Raw genomic sequence first — 18,841 nt, forward strand, 5'->3', positions numbered from 1 at the left:
CACGTGGCCAGCCCCGACCCGCAGGAGCGCAAGCGCGAGCTGCTCCGCCGCCGCCTGGCGGCCGAGAGCCTCGCCGTGGCCGGGGGGCCGGCCGAGAGCCTCGCGGTGGCCGGCCCGCGGCGCCCCAGGCTGCCCGGCGTGGGTCATCCGCTGAGCCCCGGGCAGCTGCGGATGTGGTTCCTCCAGCAGCTCGACCCCACGAGCACCGCCTACAACGTCGCCGCGGCCTTCGACCTCACCGGGCCGGTGGACGCCCCCGCGCTCCGGGACGCCCTGCGCGCGCTCGCCGGCCGCCACGAGATCCTGCGGACCACCTACCGCACGGCGCCCGGCGGCCAGCCCGAGCAGGTGGTGCACGCCGAGCTGGAACCGGGCTGGTCCAGCCACGATGTCCAGGCCGAGCCGGAGCCGCGCCGCGAGGCGCTCGTCGAGGAGATCGCGCAGCGCGCCGGACGCCACGTCTTCGACCTCACCGCGACCTCCCCGCTGCGGGTCACGCTGATCCGCACCGCGCCCGAACGGCACGTTCTCGTCGTCGTCGCGCACCACGTGGCGTGGGACGACACCTCCTGGGAGATCTTCTTCCGGGAGCTGTTCGCCGACTACGACCGGCTGCGTTCCGGTGCCGCCGCGGCGCCGGTGGACGCCCGGACACCGCAGTACCTGGACCTGGCCGTGCCCGCCGCCGCGGGCGCGGGCGCGATGGCCGGAACCGACGCGGGCGCGGGCGCGGCGACAGGCGATGCCGAGGCCCTGGCGTACTGGCGGGACGCCCTCGGCGGCCTGCCCGAACCGCTGCGGTTCACCGGCGGCGCTGACGGCGCTGGCATGGATCGGGCCGGGCAGGTCGTCCACCGGGCGGCGGACGGGACCGCCGCGCGGGTGCGGGCCTTCGCGGCCGACCACGGCGCCACCCCGTTCATGGTGCTGCTCGCCGCGTTCGCCGGGGTGCTGCACCGGCACACCGGTGCCACCGACCTCGTCATCGGCTCCCCGGTCGTCAACCGGGACGCCCCGGGCGCGGACCGCCTCATCGGCTACTTCGGGAACACCGTCGCCGTGCGCGTCGGCGTGCGGCCCGGTGACACCTTCGCGGACCTGGTGGCGCGGACCCGGCAGGCCTGCCGGGGCGCGTTCGCCCACCGGCACGTCGACCTCGAAGACGTCGTCCGCGCCGTCAACCCGGACCGCTCGGACGGTGTCTGGAGCGTCTTCACCACGATGTTCGCGGTGCGCACCCCGGCCGCGGAGCACCTCGCGGCCCGCGACCTGCGTGGTTCCCGGCGCCCGCTGCACAACGGCAGCGCCCAGTTCCCGCTGGGGGTCATGGCCGAGATCGGCGACGACCAGCTCGACCTGGAGGCCACGTTCCTGGCGGCGGAGGTGTCCGCGGCGACGGCGGGGACGCTGCCACGCCACCTGGAGGCGTTCCTCGAGCAGGCGCTGCGGCACCCGGAGCGTCCGATCGCCGCGGTCGACCTGCTGACGTCCACCGAACGCCACCGGATTATCACCGAGTGGAACGACACGGTGGCGCCGAGTCCGGCGGAGACCTGGGTGGAGCTGTTCGCCCGGCAGGCCGGCGCGAACCCCCGGCGCCCCGCCGTCGTCACCACCGACGCCTCGCTCACCTACGGCGAGCTGGCCGACCGCGCCGAGCTGTTCGCGGGCCGGCTGCGCGGGTGCGGCGCCGGGCCGGGCACTCTCGTTGCCCTGGCGCTGCCGCGCACCCTCGACCTGCTCGTGGCCCTGGTGGGGGTCGCCCGCGCCGGTGCCGCGCACCTGCCGGTGGACCCCGGCTACCCGGCCGACCGGATCCGCTTCGTCCTCGACGACGCCGCCCCGGCGCTGCTGGTGACCACCCGCGCGCTCGCCGCCGAGCTGCCCACCCCCGCCGGGATCAGGGTCCTCCTCGTCGACGGATCCCCCGACTCGCCGCCGGCCGAACCAGCCGAACCAGCCGAACCGGCCGCCGCGGCCCCGGCCGCCCCGTCCTCGCTCAGGGCACCGGCGTACGTCATCTACACCTCGGGGTCGACGGGACGCCCGAAGGGCGTCGTGGTGCCACACCGCGCGCTGACGAACTTCCTGGACTGCATGGTCGACCAGTTCCAGCTGGGGCCGGCGGACCGCGTGCTCGCGCTGACCACCCTGTCGTTCGACATCGCCGTGCTGGAACTGCTCGCGCCGCTGACCGCGGGCGCCACTGTCCACCTCGCCAGCCAGGACGAGGCCCGCGACCCCGCCGGCCTCGCCGCACTGCTCGCCGGCGGAACCCTCACGCTCGCCCAGGCGACACCGTCGATGTGGCAGTCGATCATCGCGGCGGCCGGCGACGGCGCCCGCTTCCCCGGCGTGCGGCTGCTCAGCGGCGGGGAGGGCCTGCCCCCCGGGCTCGCCGACGCGCTCACCGCCCGCGCCGACGAGGTCGTGAACATGTACGGCCCGACCGAGACGACCGTCTGGTCGACGACCGGCCCGGTGCCGGCGGCGGGAGCCGGCCGGCCGACCGTGGGGCGCCCGATCCGCTCCACGCAGGTCTACCTGCTCGACGCCGGGCTCGCTCCGGTCGGCCCCGGCATGCTCGGCGAGCTCTACATCGGGGGCGTCGGCGTCGCCGACGGGTACCTGGGCCGCCCCGGGCTCACCGCATCCCGCTTCGTCGCCGACCCGTTCGGCGCCGGCGGGCGGATCTACCGCACCGGCGACCTGGCCCGCTGGACGCCCGACGGCGACCTGGACGTCGTCGGGCGGGTCGACGACCAGGTCAAGCTGCGCGGTTTCCGGATCGAGCCGGGCGAGATCGAGGCGGTGCTGTCCGCGCACCCGCGGGTGGGGCGGGCCGCGGTGATCGTCCGCGACGACGGCCCGGCCGGTCGCCACCTCGTCGCCTACCTCGTCCCGGCCGGTGACGCGGGTGACGCGGGGGGCACGGCCGGGCCGGATCACGCGGAGCTGCGCGCGCATGTCGCCGCCGCGCTGCCGGAGTACCTGGTCCCGGCCGCGTTCGTGCTGCTCCCGGCGCTGCCGACGACCCCGAACGGAAAGCTCGACCGGCGGGCGCTGCCGCGCCCCGACTTCGCCGCCGAGGCGGGGACCCGGGCCCCGGCCACCGCGGCCGAGGAAGTGTTCTGCGAACTGTTCGCCGCCGTCCTCGGCGTGGGGCGGGTCGGCGCCGACGACGCGTTCTTCCACCTCGGTGGCGACAGCATTCTGGCGTTCCAGCTGGTGGCCGGGGCACAGGCCCGCGGGCTCGCCTGCACCCTGCGGGACGTCTTCGCCCACCCCACTCCCGCCGGCCTCGCCGCGGCGGCCACCCTCGCCGCCGCCCCCGCCGCCCCCGCCGCCCCCGCGGACTCGGCAGCCGGCGGGGCGGCAGCCGGCGCCGGCACCGAGCCCCCGGACGGGATCACGCTCGCCGGGGCCAGCCCCGCCGACGTCGAGCGGTGGCGCGGGCGCTACCCGGACCTCGCCGACGTCTGGCCGCTGTCCCCCCTGCAGTCCGGGCTGCTCTTCCACGCGCTGCTCGACGACGCCTCGGCGGACGCCTACATCCTGCAGTTCGTCGTGGACGTCCACGGTGAGCTGGAGCCGGCCCGGCTGCGGTCCGCCGCCCGGGCGCTGTTCGACCGGTACCCCAACCTGCGCTCGGCGTTCGTCTACGACGGGGACACTCCCGTGCAGGTCGTGCCGGCGGGCGTCGGCGAGGCCGCGTTCGACCAGGCGTGGATTGAGGCCGACCTGGCCGGCTGGCCGCGGGCCGAGGCCCTCGCGGAGGCCGAGCGGCTCGGGCGCGGTGACCGCCAGACCCCGTTCGACCTCACCGCCCCGCCGCTGGTGCGGTTCCTGCTGGTGCGCACCGGCCCGCGGGACTGGCGGCTGGCGGTGAGCCCGCACCACATCGTCCTGGACGGCTGGTCGGTGCCGCTGCTGCTGCGCGAGCTGTTCGCCCTCTACACCGCGGCCGCCGACGGCGCCGGTCGGCTGGACGTCGCCGCGGCGGCGCTGCCGGCCGCCCCGTCCTACCTGGGCTACCTGCGCTGGCTCGCCGGCCGGGACAGGGCGGCGTCCCGGCGGGCGTGGGCCGAGATCCTCGACGGCGTCACCGAGCCGACCCTGCTCGCCGCCAGCCACGGCCCGACCGGCCCGCGGGCCACGCCGCCCGAGGCGGCGGCCGGCGCCGAGGTGACGGCGACCCTGGAGCGGCACGTCGACGCCGACCTGACGGCGCGGCTCGGGGAGCTCGTCCGCGCCCACGGCTCGACCCTCAACACGGTGCTGCGCGCCGCGTGGGCGATCGTGCTCGGCCGGGCCGTCGGCCGCGGCGATGTGATCTTCGGGACGTCCGTCGCCGGGCGCCCGGCGGAGCTGCCCGGCGCCGCGGAGATGGTCGGCCTGCTGCTCGCGACGGTGCCGGTGCGGGTCACCGTCGACCCGGCGGAGACCTTCGCCGACCTGCTCGACCGCGTCCGCGTCGAGCAGGCGTCGACGTTCGAGCACCACCATCTGGGCCTCGCCGACATCCACGCGGCGGCGGGCCTGCCCGAGCTGTTCGACACGCTGCTGGTGCTGGAGTCCTACCCGTTCGACCAGGCCGGGCTGCTCGGGACGGGCAGCGGGCTGACCCTGGCCAGTCTGACCGGCTACGACGCCACGCACTACCCGCTGACGATCCGGGTGATCCCGGGTGAGCGCCTGCGCGTCACCCTCAGCTACCGGCCGGACCGCCTGCCGCCGACGACCGTCGAAGGGCTCGCCGACCAGCTCCTCGCCCTGCTCACCGCCGCGGTGGCGGAGCCGCGCCGGACCGTCGGCACCCTCGGTTCGGTCGGTGCCGCGGACGGTGTGGCCGGTGCCGCGGACGGCGCGGTGGCCGCTTCGGCGGCCGGTGTGGTCGGCGGCCCGGGGCCCGTCGGTGGGAGCGCCGGGTGGTTCGACGCCGAGGCGGTGACGCTGCCCGAGCTGTTCGAGGCCCAGGCCGCCCGGGTACCCGGCAACGTCGCCGTGACCTGGGGTGACGTCCAGCTGACCTATGCCGAGCTGGATGCCGCGGCGAACCGGCTGGCCCGGTTGCTGGCCGCCCGCGGGGTCGGGGTGGAGTCGATCGTCGCCGTCGCGGTGCCGAGGTCGGCCGACCTGGTCGTCGCGCTGCTCGCGGTGCAGAAGGCGGGCGCCGCCTACCTGCCGCTGGACACCGCCTACCCGGCCGACCGGCTGGCCTACATGATCGCCGATGCGGCCCCGGTCTGCCTGGTGACGACCGCCGAGGCGCTGACGGCCATCCCCGCCCGCACCCGCGTCCCGGTGATCACGCTGGACGCCCAGCCGGTGGTCGCCGCGCTCGCCGAGCAGGACGCCGCGCCGCTGCCGCCGGGGCGGCGGGCACGTCCCGGCAACGCCGCCTACGTGATCTACACGTCGGGGTCGACGGGGCGCCCGAAGGGCGTCCCCGTCCCGCATCAGACCGTGACCAGGCTGTTCGCGAACGTCCAGCCGTGGTTCGGTTTCGACGAGACCGACGTGTGGACGATGTTCCACTCGGCGTCGTTCGACTTCTCCGTCTGGGAGCTGTGGGGCCCGCTGCTCTACGGCGGCCGGCTCGTCGTCGTCGACCATGACGTCTCGCGTTCCCCGGAGCTGTTCGAGCGGCTGCTGCGGCGCGAGGCGGTGACGGTGCTCAGCCAGACCCCGTCCGCGTTCAGCCAGCTCATCGAGGCCGACCGGGCCCGACACGAAGCCCTCGCCGCGGGCGCGACCGAGGACGCCCCCGCGGAGCTGGCGCTGCGTTACGTCGTGTTCGGGGGCGAGGCGCTCGACTTCACCCGGCTGCCCGGCTGGTACGCCCGGCACCGTGACGACGCCCCCGTGCTCGTCAACATGTACGGGATCACCGAGACGACCGTTCACGTCACCTACCTGCGGCTGGACGAGCGGATCGTCGCGGCGGCGCGGGCCAGCCTGGTCGGCGAGCCGATCCCGGGCCTGCGGGCCCGGGTCCTGGACCACCACCTGCGGCCGGTGCCGGTCGGCGGCGTCGGCGAGCTCTACGTCAGCGGCGGCCAGCTCGCCCGCGGCTACCTCGGGCGCCCCGGGCTGACCGCCACCCGCTTCGTCGCGGACCCGTCCGGCCCCGCGGGCAGCCGGATGTACCGCACCGGGGACCTGGCCCGGCGCACCGCCGACGGCGAGGCCGGTGGCTTCGAGTACCTGGGCCGCGCCGACGACCAGGTCAAGATCCGCGGGTTCCGGATCGAGCTCGGCGAGATCCAGGCGGCGATCGCGACGCACCCGGCGGTGGAACAGGCCGTGGTGGTGGCCCGCGAGGACCAGCCGGGCCAGCCCCGCCTCGTCGGCTACGTGGTGCCGGCCCCGGGTGCCCAGGTCAGTTCCGAGGAGCTGCGCCAGCACGCCGCCGCGACCCTGCCCGACTTCATGGTTCCGGTCGCGGTCGTGGAGGTGGCCGCGTTCCCCCTCACCGGCAACGGCAAGCTGGACCGTGCCGCGCTGCCCGCTCCCGACCTGTCGAGCGCGTCCACCGGCACCCGGGCGCGCACGGAGCGCGAGCAGAAGCTGTGCGACATCTTCGCCGGCGTGCTCGGCCTGGAACAGGTGGGCGCCCAGGACGACTTCTTCAGCCTCGGCGGCGACAGCATCAGCGCGATCCAGCTGGTCAACCGGGCCCGCCGCGAGCTGATCGGCTTCTCGCCGCGGGACGTCTTCACCCACCGCACCCCGGCCGCCCTCGCCGAGTCCGCCGGCTCGCTGGCCACCCCCGCCACTCCCGCCAGCGCCGCCACTCCCGCCAGCGCCGAACCCCACGCCGCGCCCGGCGCTCCCGCCGTGCCGGCCGGGCCCGGGACCCCCGCCGCGCCCGCCGGCCCCACCGGAGCCGGCGCCGCCGCCGATGCCGAGGCGATCGGCGTGTTCACCCCGCTGCCGATCGTCGCCCGCCTCGCCGGCTGGGGCGGCTCGGTTCGCCGGTACAACCAGGCGCTGCTGGTGTCCGTCCCCGCCGAGATCACCGAGGACGTCCTGCGGGTAAGCCTGCGGGCCGTGCTCGACCAGCACGACGCGCTGCGGGCCAGGCTGCTGCGGCCGACGCCGGCACTGTGGCTGATGGAGACCCGGTCCGCCGGCTCGGTGCGGGTCGACGACCTGCTGCGCCGGGTGGACGTCGCCGGGCTCGACGAGGCCGGGCTGCGCGCCGCCGTCGCCGCCGAGTCGGATGCGGCCGCCGGGGCGCTCGACCCCGAGGCCGGCTCGGTGCTGCGCGTGACCTGGCTCGACGCCGGTCGGGAGCGCCCGGGCCGGCTGCTGCTGGTCGGTCACCACCTCGTCGTCGACGGGGTGTCGTGGCGGATCCTGCTCGCCGACCTGCGGACCGCCGCCGAGGCGGCACTGGCCGGCGAGGAACCGCGGCTGGACCCGGTGGGGACGTCCCTGCGCGGTTTCGCGCGGATCGTCGCCGAGCGGGCCCAGGACCCGGCGCGCCTCGCCGAGCTCGCCCACTGGACCGAGACCCTCGCCCCCGGCGCCCGCCTGCTGGACCAGCCGGCCGCGACCGGCACCGCCGGCACCGTCGCACAGACCAGCCGGCAGGTCGTGGAGATTCCCGCGCGGCTCACCACGCCGCTGCTGACCACGCTGCCGGCCGCCGCCGGGGTGGACGTCACCGAGGTGCTGCTGGCCGCGCTGCGGATCGCGGTCTCCACCTGGCGGCAGACCCAGGGCCGGGACGTGCCGGCCGACCTGCTCGTCGATCTGGAACGCCATGGCCGCGAGCCGATCGCCCCCGAGGTCGACCTGGCGCGCACCGTCGGCTGGTTCACCTCGATCGCACCCGTCCGCCTGCCCGCCGGAACGCCGACCGCCGGCACCGCCTCCGCGGTGGATGGGGCGGCGGCCACGCTCGCCGCCGTCGCGGCCCGGCTGCGCGCCGTCCCCGACGGCGGCGCCGGCTTCGGGATGCTGCGCTACGCCAACGCGGCCGCCGCGCCGGTGCTGGCCGGGCTGGACCGCCCGGAAATCCTCTTCAACTACCTGGGACGGTTCGGCGCCGACGCGGCGGACGCCTGGGCACCGGCGCCCGAGTTCGACGCGCTGGCCGCCGACCCCGACCCGGACCTGGGCGTCGCCTACCCGCTGACCGTGGACGCCGTCTGCGTGCAGACCCCCGCCGGGCCCGTCCTGCGGGCGACCTTCACCCACCTGACGACGCTGCTCGACCACGCGGCCGTGGCGGCGCTGGGCGACGCCTGGCGTGACGCGCTCGCCAGCCTGGCCGCCCTCGGACCGTCGGTGCCGGCGGCCGGCGACCTCGTCGAGCTCGCGCCGCGGGACCGGGCGCGGGTCGAGGCGGCCAGCCCCGGCCCCGTCGAGGAGATCTGGCCGCTGTCGCCGCTGCAGGAGGGACTGTTCTTCCACTCGGCGTTCGACCGCACCAGCGACGCCTACACCGCCCAGTTCGCCCTCGACTTCGGCCACCGCTTCGACGCCGACCGGCTGCGCCGCGCCTGCGAGACGTTCCTGCGCCGCAACCCGACGCTGCGCGCCGGCTTCCTCGGAGACGGGCTGCCCAACCCGGTGCAGTTCGTCGTCACCGAGGTGCCCGCGCCGCTGTCGGAGGTCGATCTCACCGGCCTGCCTGAGCAGGAGCGGCTGGCCCGCGCCGAGCAGATCGCCGAGCGGGACCGCTCCCGGCCGTTCGACCTCACCCGCCCGCCGCTGTGGCGGCTGACCCTGCTGCGCCTCGGGCCCGACCACGACCGGCTGGTGTTCAACCGCCAGGTACTCGTGTGGGACGGCTGGTCCGGCGCGCTGGTCATCGACCAGCTTCTCGGCCTGTACGAGCGGGGCGGCCACGACGACGGCCTGGCTGCCCCGGCGGCCTCCTACCGCGACTTCCTGGTGTGGCTGCGGGGCCGGGACACCGACGCCGCCCGCGACGCGTGGCGGTCGGCGCTGGCCGGCCTGGAAGGCCCGACGCTGGTCGTGCCCGAGGCCCGCGGGCTGCCGCCCATCGAGCCGGGACGGATCACCGCGGAGGTCCCGGAGGCGACCGCGCACGCCGTGCGGGAGCTGTCCCGCCGGCACGGCATCACGGTGAACACCGTGTTCAACGCGGCGCTGGCGCTGGTCCTCGGCAGCGCGGTGAACTCCGACGACATCGTGTTCGGCACCACCGTCGCCGGCCGGCCGACCGACGTCGACGGCATCGACGAGGTCGTCGGCCTGTTCCTCAACACCGTGCCGGTGCGGGTGCGGATGGATCCGCGGGAACCCGTCCTGGACCTGCTGCGCCGCGTCCAGGAGCAGCGGGTCGAGCTGATGGACCACGAGTACCTGGGCCTGGGCGACATCCAGCGGGCGGCCGGCGCCACGCTGCTGTTCGACACCCTGTACGTGTTGCAGAACTTCATCGACGAGGTCGCGACCGACCAGAGCAGCGACCGGTTCGGCATCACCGGCGGCACCAGCATCGACCACACGCACTACCCGCTGACGTTCGTGCTGTTCCCCGGCGCGCGCATCACCGTGCGGCTGGAGTACCGGCCGGACGTGGTGGGCGCCGCCCGCGCCCAGGCGCTGTTCGACCGGTTCCTCAACCTGCTCGACGAGCTCGTCCGGGATGTCTGCGCCCCGGTCGGTTCGGTCGAGGTGCTGCTGCCGGCGGAACGGGCCGCGCTCGCCGCCGACTGGTCCCGCCCCTTCCTCCCCGTCGGGACGGAGAGCATCGCCGACCTGCTGGCCGCCCCGGCGGCACGCACCCCCGACCTGACCGCGCTGGTCCTCGGCGACGAGCGGGTCACCTACGCCGAGCTCGACGCGCGGGTGAACCAGATGGCCAGGCTGCTGCTCGCCCACGGCGCCGGCCCGGAGACGGTGGTGGCCCTCGGCCTCGGCCGCTCCGTGAACATGGTGGTGGCGCTGTTCGCCGTGCTGCGCACCGGCGCCGCCTACCTGCCGCTGGAACTGGACCACCCGCCGGCCCGCCTGCTCGGCATGGTCGCCGACGCCGGCGCCGCGCTGCTGGTGGCGACCACCGCCACCGCCGCCTACCTGGACGGCGCCACCGCCGACCCGGCCACGGGGCCGGCCGGCGCCGCCGGCGCGGTTCGGCTGCTGCTGGACGACCCGGCGACGGCCGCGGAGCTCGCCGCCGCCGACGGGGGCGCGTTGTCCGACGCGGAACTGGGTGCGTTCGCCCGCGGCCGCGCCGACCGCCTCGACCACCCCGCCTACGTCATCTACACCTCGGGTTCGACGGGACGTCCCAAGGGTGTCGTGACGCCGTACCGGGGCCTGACGAACATGCAGCTCAACCACCAGGCGGAGATCTTCGCGCCGGCGGTGGCGGCGGCCGGCGGGCGGCGGATGCGCATCGCGCACACCGTCTCGTTCGCGTTCGACATGTCCTGGGAGGAACTGCTCTGGCTCGTCGAGGGCCACGAGGTCCACGTCTGCGACGAGAACCTGCGCCGGGACGCCGAGGCCCTGGTCGCCTACTGCGACACCCACCGGATCGACGTCATCAACGTGACGCCGACCTACGCCCATCACCTGATCGAACTGGGCCTGCTCGACCGCGCCGAGGACGCGCGGGCCACCGCCGATGCCCGCACCGGTGGCGGTGGGGGGCACCGGCCGGCGCTGGTCATGCTCGGCGGCGAGGCGGTCTCGGAGGCGGTGTGGAGCCGGCTGCGCGACACCGAGGACACAGCCGGCTACAACCTGTACGGCCCCACCGAGTACACGATCAACACCCTCGGGGGCGGCACCGCGGACAGCGCCACGCCGACGGTCGGGCGGCCCATCCGCAACACCCGCGGCTACATCCTGGACCGCTGGCTGCGCCCGGTGCCGGACGGCGTCCCCGGTGAGCTCTACATCGCCGGTGACGGGCTGGCCCGCGGCTACCTCGACCGGTTCGCGCTGACCGCCGCCCGGTTCGTCGCCGACCCGCACACGCCCGGCGGCCGGATGTACCGCACCGGCGACCTGGTCGTGCGCGGCGCCGACGGCAACCTGGACTTCCTGGGCCGCACCGACGAGCAGGTCAAGATCCGCGGCTACCGGGTGGAACTCGGGGAGATCACCGCGGCGCTCGACCGGCACCCCCGGGTCAGCCAGTCCGCGGTCATCGCCACCGACGACGCCGCCGTGCCGGGCACCCGCCGGCTGGTCGCCTACCTCGTGCCCGCCGAGCTGACCGCCGCCGACCGGGCCGCGGTCGAGGCCGACCAGGTCGGCGAGTGGCAGCAGGTCTACAGCGACGAGTACGTCCAGATCCCGACCGCGGTGCACGCGGAGGACTTCGCCGGCTGGGACTCCAGCTACGACGGGCAGCCCATTCCGCTGGAGCACATGCGCGAGTGGCGGGCGGCGACGGTCGACCGGATCCGCGCCCTCGCCCCGCGCCGCGTCCTGGAGATCGGTGTCGGGACGGGCCTGCTGCTCGGCCAGCTGGCGCCCGACTGCGAGAGCTACTGGGGCACGGACTTCGCCGCCCCGGTCATCGACAAGCTCCGCGCCGAGGCCGCCGCCGACCCGGCGCGACTGTCCGGTGTCGAGCTGCGCTGCCAGCCGGCGCACGTGACGGACGGCCTGCCCACCGGCTTCTTCGACGTGATCGTGATCAACTCGGTGATCCAGTACTTCCCGAGCCCGGACTACCTGCGCTCGGTGCTGCGCGCGGCCCTGGATCTGCTGGTACCCGGCGGTTCGCTGTTCGTCGGGGATGTGCGCAACCTGGCTCGTCTCCGGGCCTTCCACACGGCGATCGAAGTCGGCCGGGCCGGCGCCGCGGACCGTGGCGGTGACCTCAGCAGGCTCGCCCCGGCCGTCGACCGCCGGGTCCGGCTGGACAAGGAGCTGGTGCTCGCCCCCGAGTTCTTCACCGAGCTCGCGGAGGCCGCCGGGGTGGGGGTGTCGCTCCGGGTCAAGCGCGGCACTTTCCACAACGAGCTGACCCGCCACCGCTTCGACGTCGTGCTGACCCGTCCCGCCGACACCGCCGACACCGCCGACCCCGCCGACACCGCCGACACCGCCGACCCCACCGGCTCCGGCAGGGCGGCGGTGAGCCTCGCCGGCGCGCCCACGCTGGTCTGGGGCCTGCAGATCAGCGACCTGGACGGCCTCGGGGAGCACCTGCGCGGGCAGCGGCCGGCGACCCTGCGGGTGGCCGGTATCCCCGACGCCCGGGTCGCCGCGGAGCTCGCGCTCGCCGCCCGCCTCGACGGCGCCGACACCACCGACACCACCGGTGCTAGCGGTGCTAGCGGCGCTAGCGGTGCTGCCGGGGCGATCGACCCCGAGGATCTGTTCGCGCTGGCCGACCGGCTCGGCTACGAGCAGCACCTGACGTTGTCGGCCGAGGCCCCGGGCCTGCTCGACGCGGTCTTCGTCCGAGCTGAGGGGGCTCCCGCCGGCCCGCGCGTCGACGGCTACCTGCCGGACCCGGCCGCGCCACTCGCGAACGACCCGACTGCGGCCCGCGGTGACGCGGCGCTCGCCGCGGTGCTGCGCGCCGACCTCACGGCCGTGCTGCCGGACTACATGGTTCCCGCCGCCTACGTCACGCTGCGGGAGATCCCGCGAACGGCGAACGGCAAGCTCGACGTGGCCAGCCTGCCCCCGGCCGAGCCGACGGTGTCGCTGGTCGCCTCCCGGCCGGCGTCGTCGCCCGCGGAGGTGGCGCTGTGCGCCCTGTACGCGGAGGTGCTGGGTCTTCCCGAGGTGGGCGTGGAGGACGACTTCTTCGCCCTCGGCGGCCACTCGCTGCTGGCCACCCGGCTGGTCAGCCGGGCACGGGCGACCCTCGGCACCGACCTGGCCATCCGCGACCTGTTCGAGGCGCCGACGGTGGCCGCGCTCGCCGAGCGCATCACGGCGGCGGGCGCGGCCACCGAGGCCGGCCGCGGTTCCGGTTCCGGGACGGGGAGCGGCCCGGCCCGGCCGCCGCTGGTTCCCGCCACCCGGCCGGAGCGCGTCCCGCTCTCGTCGGCGCAGCGCCGGCTGTGGCTGGTCGACCGCTTCGCGGACGGCACCGACGCCTACAACTACCCGCTGGTCATCCGCCTGCACGGCCAGGTGGACGTGGCCGCGCTGCGGCTGGCCGCCGCCGACGTCGCGGCTCGGCACGAGATCCTGCGCACGGTCGTCGCCGAGCACGACGGCGAGGGCTACCAGCGGATCCTCGCCCCCGCCGACGCCCGCCCACCCCTGCGGGAGGTCGACCTGACCGGGCGGGCCGCCGAGCTCGACCGGCTCGTCGAGGAGTTCGTCGCCGAACCGTTCGATCTGCGGGCGGACCCGCCGCTGCGGCTGGCGGTGTTCCGCACCGGCGCGGCGGAGTCGGTGCTCGCGGTCGTGCTGCACCACATCGCGACCGACGAGTGGTCCGACCGGCCCTTCCTGGAGGACCTGGACACCGCCTACGCGGCGCGCCGGGCCGGGCGGGCCCCCGAGTGGGAGCCGCTGCCCGTCCAGTACGCCGACTACACCCTCTGGCAGCGCGAGCTGCTGGGCGACCCGGCCGACCCGGCCTCGCTGGCCGGCCGCCAGCTCGCCTACTGGCGGCAGGCGTTGCGCGGGATGCCCGAGGAGATCGCGCTGCCGCTGGACCGGCCGCGTCCCGCCGTCCGCGACGGTGCCGGCGGGCGGGAGGCACGCGAGCTGCCGGCGGCGACCGTGACGGCGCTGCGCGCCCTGTGCGCGCGCACCGGGGCCAGCATGTCGATGCTCGCGCACGCGGCGACCGCCACGCTGCTGCACCGCTTCGGCGCGGGTGACGACATCCCGCTGGGGGTGCCGATCGCGGGCCGCACGGATACCGCGCTGGACCGTCTCGTGGGCTTCTTCGTCAACACGCTGGTCCTGCGCTCCGACCTCAGCGGCGATCCGTCGTTCGCCGAGCTGCTGGCCCGGACGAGGGAGACGGACCTGGCCGCGTTCGACCACGCCGACATTCCCTTCGAGCAGGTGGTCGCGGCGGCCAACCCGCGCCGCTCGGCCGGCCGCAACCCGCTGTTCCAGGTGATGACCGGCTACCACCACCTCGCCGAGGACGAGCACACGCTCTTCGGCCTGCCTACGACCTGGCTGGTCACCGAGGCCGGCACGGTCAAGTTCGACCTGGACGTCACGTTCGTCGACCGGGCCGCGAGCGACCGGATCACCCTGCTGGTCGAGTACGCCCGGGACGTCTGGGATCCGGCCACCGCCGGCGGCCTCGCCGACCGGCTGGTCGCGCTCCTCGGCGCGCTCGCCCGGGACCCGGACCGGCCCGTCGGCCGGCTCGACCTGCTCGGCGCCGCCGCCGCTGCCGATGTCGACGGAGCCGGAGCCGGAGCCGGAGCCGACGGAGCCGCCCTCGGCGGTGGCGGCGGCGGCCTGGCCGGCCCCCGCCGGGAACCCGCTCGGCCCACCGCGGCGGAGCTGTTCGCCGCGGCGGCTGCCGCCGCCCCGCACGGCCCGGCCCTGGTCACCGGGGGCGAGGAGCTGACCTTCGCCGAGCTGTCGGCGCGGGTCGGAGCCCTCGCCGGGCTGGTCGCGCGGCACGGCGCGGGCAGCGAGGACATCGTCGCGCTCGCGCTGCCGCGGGCCGCGATGGTGCCCGCGCTGCTCGGCGTCATGACGGCCGGCGCGGCCTACCTGCCGCTCGACATCGAACATCCGGCCGAGCGGTTGTCCTTCCTGCTCACCGACGCCCAGCCGCGGCTCCTGCTCACCACCGCGGAGTTCGCCGGCCGGCTGCCGGCCACCGGGCCGGGGGTCGAGGTGATCTTGCTGGACGCGCCGGCCGTCGCGGCGGAGCTGTCGGCGGACCCCCCGGCCCCGGCCACGGCCGGCCCGGGCTCGGCCACCGAGCCGGAGCCGGCCCGGCTTCGCCTGCTGCCGGACAACGCGGCCTACGTGATCTACACGTCCGGCACCACGGGACGGCCGAAGGCCGTCGTCGGCACCCACCGTGGGCTGGCGAACCTGTTCACCTCGCACGAGGCCGAACTGATCGGTCCGGCGGTCGCCGCCCGCGGCGGCGAGGCGCCGTGGCGGGCCGTCCACGCCGCGTCCTTCAGCTTCGACGGCTCGTGGGAACCGCTGTTGTGGCTGCTGGCCGGGCACACCCTGCACGTCGTCGACGAGTCGACGATGCGTGACCCGGCGGCCCTCGCCGGCTACGTGGCCCGGGCCGGCATCGACGTCCTCGACGTCACCCCGACCTACCTGCGCGAACTCGTCCACCACGGCTTCCTCGACGGTGACCGGCTGCCGGGGGTGATCCTCGTCGGCGGGGAGGCGACGGCACCCGCGCTGTGGGAGCGCCTGCGTTCCCTGCCCGGGGTCAGCGCGCACGACCTCTACGGGCCGACCGAGTACAGCGTCGACGCCTACGGCTGGCACGGCGGCGGCGAGGCCGGGCCGGTGGCCAACACGTGGGCCTACGTGCTCGACGCCGGCCTCGGGCCCGTCCCCGACGGTGTCCCCGGTGAGCTGTACCTGGCCGGCGCGGGCCTGGCCCGCGGCTACCTGGGCCGGCCTGGGCTGACGGCCGGGCGGTTCGTCGCCGACCCGTTCGGTCCCGCGGGCGGCCGGATGTACCGCACCGGCGACCGGGTGTCGCGCCGTGCCGACGGCACGCTGGCCTTCCTCGGCCGGGCGGATGACCAGGTGAAGGTGCGTGGCTTCCGGATCGAGCCGGGGGAGGTCGAGGCCGCGCTGTCGGCGCTGCCCGGCGTGGGCGCGGCCGCGGTGATCGTCCGGGAGGACACCCCGGGAGACCCGCGCCTGGTCGCTTATGTCGTCGCCGCGCGCGCCGAGGAGGCCGCGCGGGTCGATCTTGCCGCGGTGCGGGCCGAGCTCGCCCGGGTGCTGCCCTCCCACCTTGTGCCGGCGGCGTTCGTCGCCGTCCCCGAACTTCCGCGCACCGTGAGCGGCAAGCTGGACCGGGCGGCGCTGCCCGCGCCGGCGGACCAGGGCGGGCCGGTGGGCCGGCGTCCGCGCGGTGCCCGCGAGGAGCTGTTGGCCGAGCAGTTCGCGGCGGTCCTCGGCACACCCGCCGTCGGCGCGGACGACGACTTCTTCGCCCTCGGCGGGCACTCACTGCTGGCGATGCGGCTGCGCAGCCGCATCCGCGCCGCGTTCGGGGTGGAGATCTCCCCCCGGGAGATCTTCGACGCGCCGACGGTCGCGGGTCTCGCGCGCCGGCTGGAGGGCGCCACGGTGACGGCGCGCCCGGCACTCGCGCCCGCCGCGCGGCCGGCGCGTCCGCCGCTGTCGCCCGCCCAGGCCCGGCTGTGGGTGCTCGGGCAGGTCGAGGGGCCCAGCCCGACCTACAACATCCCGGTCACCTGGCGCCTGGACGGCCCGCTCGACATCGGCGCGCTGCGGGCCGCCGTCGACGACGTCGTCGCCCGCCACGAGGCGCTGCGCACGGTGTTCCCGGCCCCGGACGGCGTGCCGCACCAGCGGGTCCTCGACCCCGCCGAGGCGCGGGTGGACGTCGAGGTGATCGACCTCGCCGGCGCGGAGGCGGCCGGCGGCGGCGCGGAGGGGGCCGGCGCGGGCGAGCTCGCCCGTTGCCTGGAGACTGCCGCGGCGGGCGTTTTCGATCTTGAGAACAGCCTGCCGGTGCGGGTCACGGTCGTGCGGCTCGGGCCGCTGGCGCATGTGGTGCAGTTCCTCTTCCACCACATCGCCGCCGACGAGGGATCCGACCGGGCGCTGGCCCGCGACCTGTCGACGGCCTACCGCGCGCGGCTGCGCGGTGCCGCCCCCGACTGGGCGGAGCTGCCGGTCCAGTACGTCGACTACACGCTCTGGCAGCGGGCGCTGCTCGGTGACGACACCGACCCGGCGAGCCTCGTCGCCGCCCAGCGCGAGTTCTGGCGGCGTGAGCTCGCGGGCCTGCCGGCCGAGCTGGCGGTGCCCACCGACCGGCCCCGCCCGGCGGAGCCCTCGCACCGCGGCGGCGTCGTCGAGCTGACCTGGGAGGCGGAGCTGCTCGAACAGCTGCGCGCCCTGGCCCGCTCCCACGACGTCAGCCTCTTCATGGCGCTGCAGGCGCTGGTCGCCACCCTGCTGCACCGCCTCGGCGCCGGGGACGACATCCCGATCGGCAGCCCGGTGGCCGGCCGCGGCGACGAGCGGCTCGACGAACTGGTGGGCTTCTTCCTGAACACGCTGGTACTGCGGACGGACCTGTCTGGCCCGGTGAGCTTCGCCGAGCTGCTGGGACGGGTCCGCACCGCGGATCTCGCCGCGTTCGACCACCAGGACCTGCCCTTCGACCGGGTGGTCGAGGTGGTGAACCCGCCGCGGTCGCTGGCCCGGCACCCGCTGTTCCAGGTGATGGTCGTGCACCTGCCCGCCGCCGACACGGCCGACGGCCTCGACCTGCCCGGGGTGGTCGCCCGTCCCGAGCCGGTGCACGCCGCCACCGCCAAGTTCGACCTCTCCTTCGACTTCCTGGAACGCCCGGCGGCGCCCGGTACCGCCGGCACCGGTACCGCCGGCACTGATACCGCCGGCACTGATACCGCCGGCACTGATACCGCCGGCACCGAGCTGGTTGTCGGGCTCGCCTACAGCGCCGACCTGTTCGACCGGAGCACGGTCGAGGTCTTCGGGCGCCGGCTGCGGCTGCTGGCCGAGGCCGTCATCGCCGCGCCGACCACGCCGGTGGCCCAGCTGCCCGTTCTCGACTCCACCGAGCACGACCTGGTGGTCGCCGGGTTCAACCGGACCGGCCGCGAGGTCACCGAGCTCACCTGGCCGGCGGCGTTCGAGGTCTGCGTCGACCGGGCACCCGACGCGGTGGCCGTGGTCTGCGAGGACCTCGAACTGACCTACGCCGAGCTGGACGCGGCGGCAAACCGGCTCGCCCGGCTGCTGACCGCCCGCGGCGCCGGGCCGGAGTCGGTGGTGGCCGTGGCCGTGCCGCGCTCGGCCGACCTGGTGGTGGCGTTGCTGGGCGTGCTGAAGACGGGTGCGGCCTACCTGCCGCTCGACCTGGATCATCCGTCCGACCGGGTTGCTTTCATGATCAACGATGCCGGTGCCCGGCTGCTGGTCTCCTCCCGGGGCCACGCCGAGGAGCTGATCGCCCTCGGCGGGCTCGGCCCGGACGGGCAGCATCCCGAGCTGGTGCTGCTCGACGACCCCGAGACGATGGCCGAGCTCGCCACCAGCGACCCGGCCCGGCCGGCGACCGGCCCCGCCGGGCTCGACGCGGCGGCCTACGTGATCTACACCTCGGGTTCGACGGGGCGTCCCAAGGGCGTCATCGCGACCCACGAGGGCATCGGGAGCCTGGTGGCGACCGCGATCGACCGGCTGGGAGTCGGCGCGACGTCGCGGGTGGCGCAGTTCGCCTCGGTCGGGTTCGACGTGACGGTCTTCGACCTGTGCATGGCCCTGTGCGTGGGCGGTCGGGTGATCATGGTGCCCGCGCACCGCCGGGTCGCCGGGCCGGAGCTCACCGAGTACCTCGCCCGGCACGGCGCCACCCACATGATCCTCCCGCCGGCCCTGGTGGCCGCCCTGCCGGACGACTGCGAGCTGCCGGCGGGCGCGGTGCTGGTCGTGGGCACCGAGACCGTGCCGATCGAGACGGTGCGGCGCTGGTCGCGCCACCTGCGGGTGGTCGCCGCCTATGGCCTCACCGAGGCGACGGTGAACTCGACGCTGTGGCGGGCGGACCCGGACTGGACCGGCGCGGTTCCCATCGGCGTGCCCGATCCCAACACCCGCGCCTATGTGCTGGACGGGGCGCTGCGCCCGGTCGGCGTCGGGGTTGTCGGCGAGCTGTATGTGGGCGGCCGCGGTCTGGCCCGCGGTT

The 18,841-nt window shown here is 76.0% G+C and carries 1 protein-coding gene; it reads left to right on the top strand.

The features are described from left to right. Positions 1-171: 171 nt before the first annotated feature. Positions 172-18,841 (top strand): non-ribosomal peptide synthetase (locus UG55_RS15810; protein WP_242424611.1); only part of this gene is annotated, 18,670 nt, incomplete at its 3' end.

The organism is Frankia sp. EI5c, assembly GCF_001636565.1.
Taxonomy (GTDB): Bacteria; Actinomycetota; Actinomycetes; order Frankiales; family Frankiaceae; genus Parafrankia.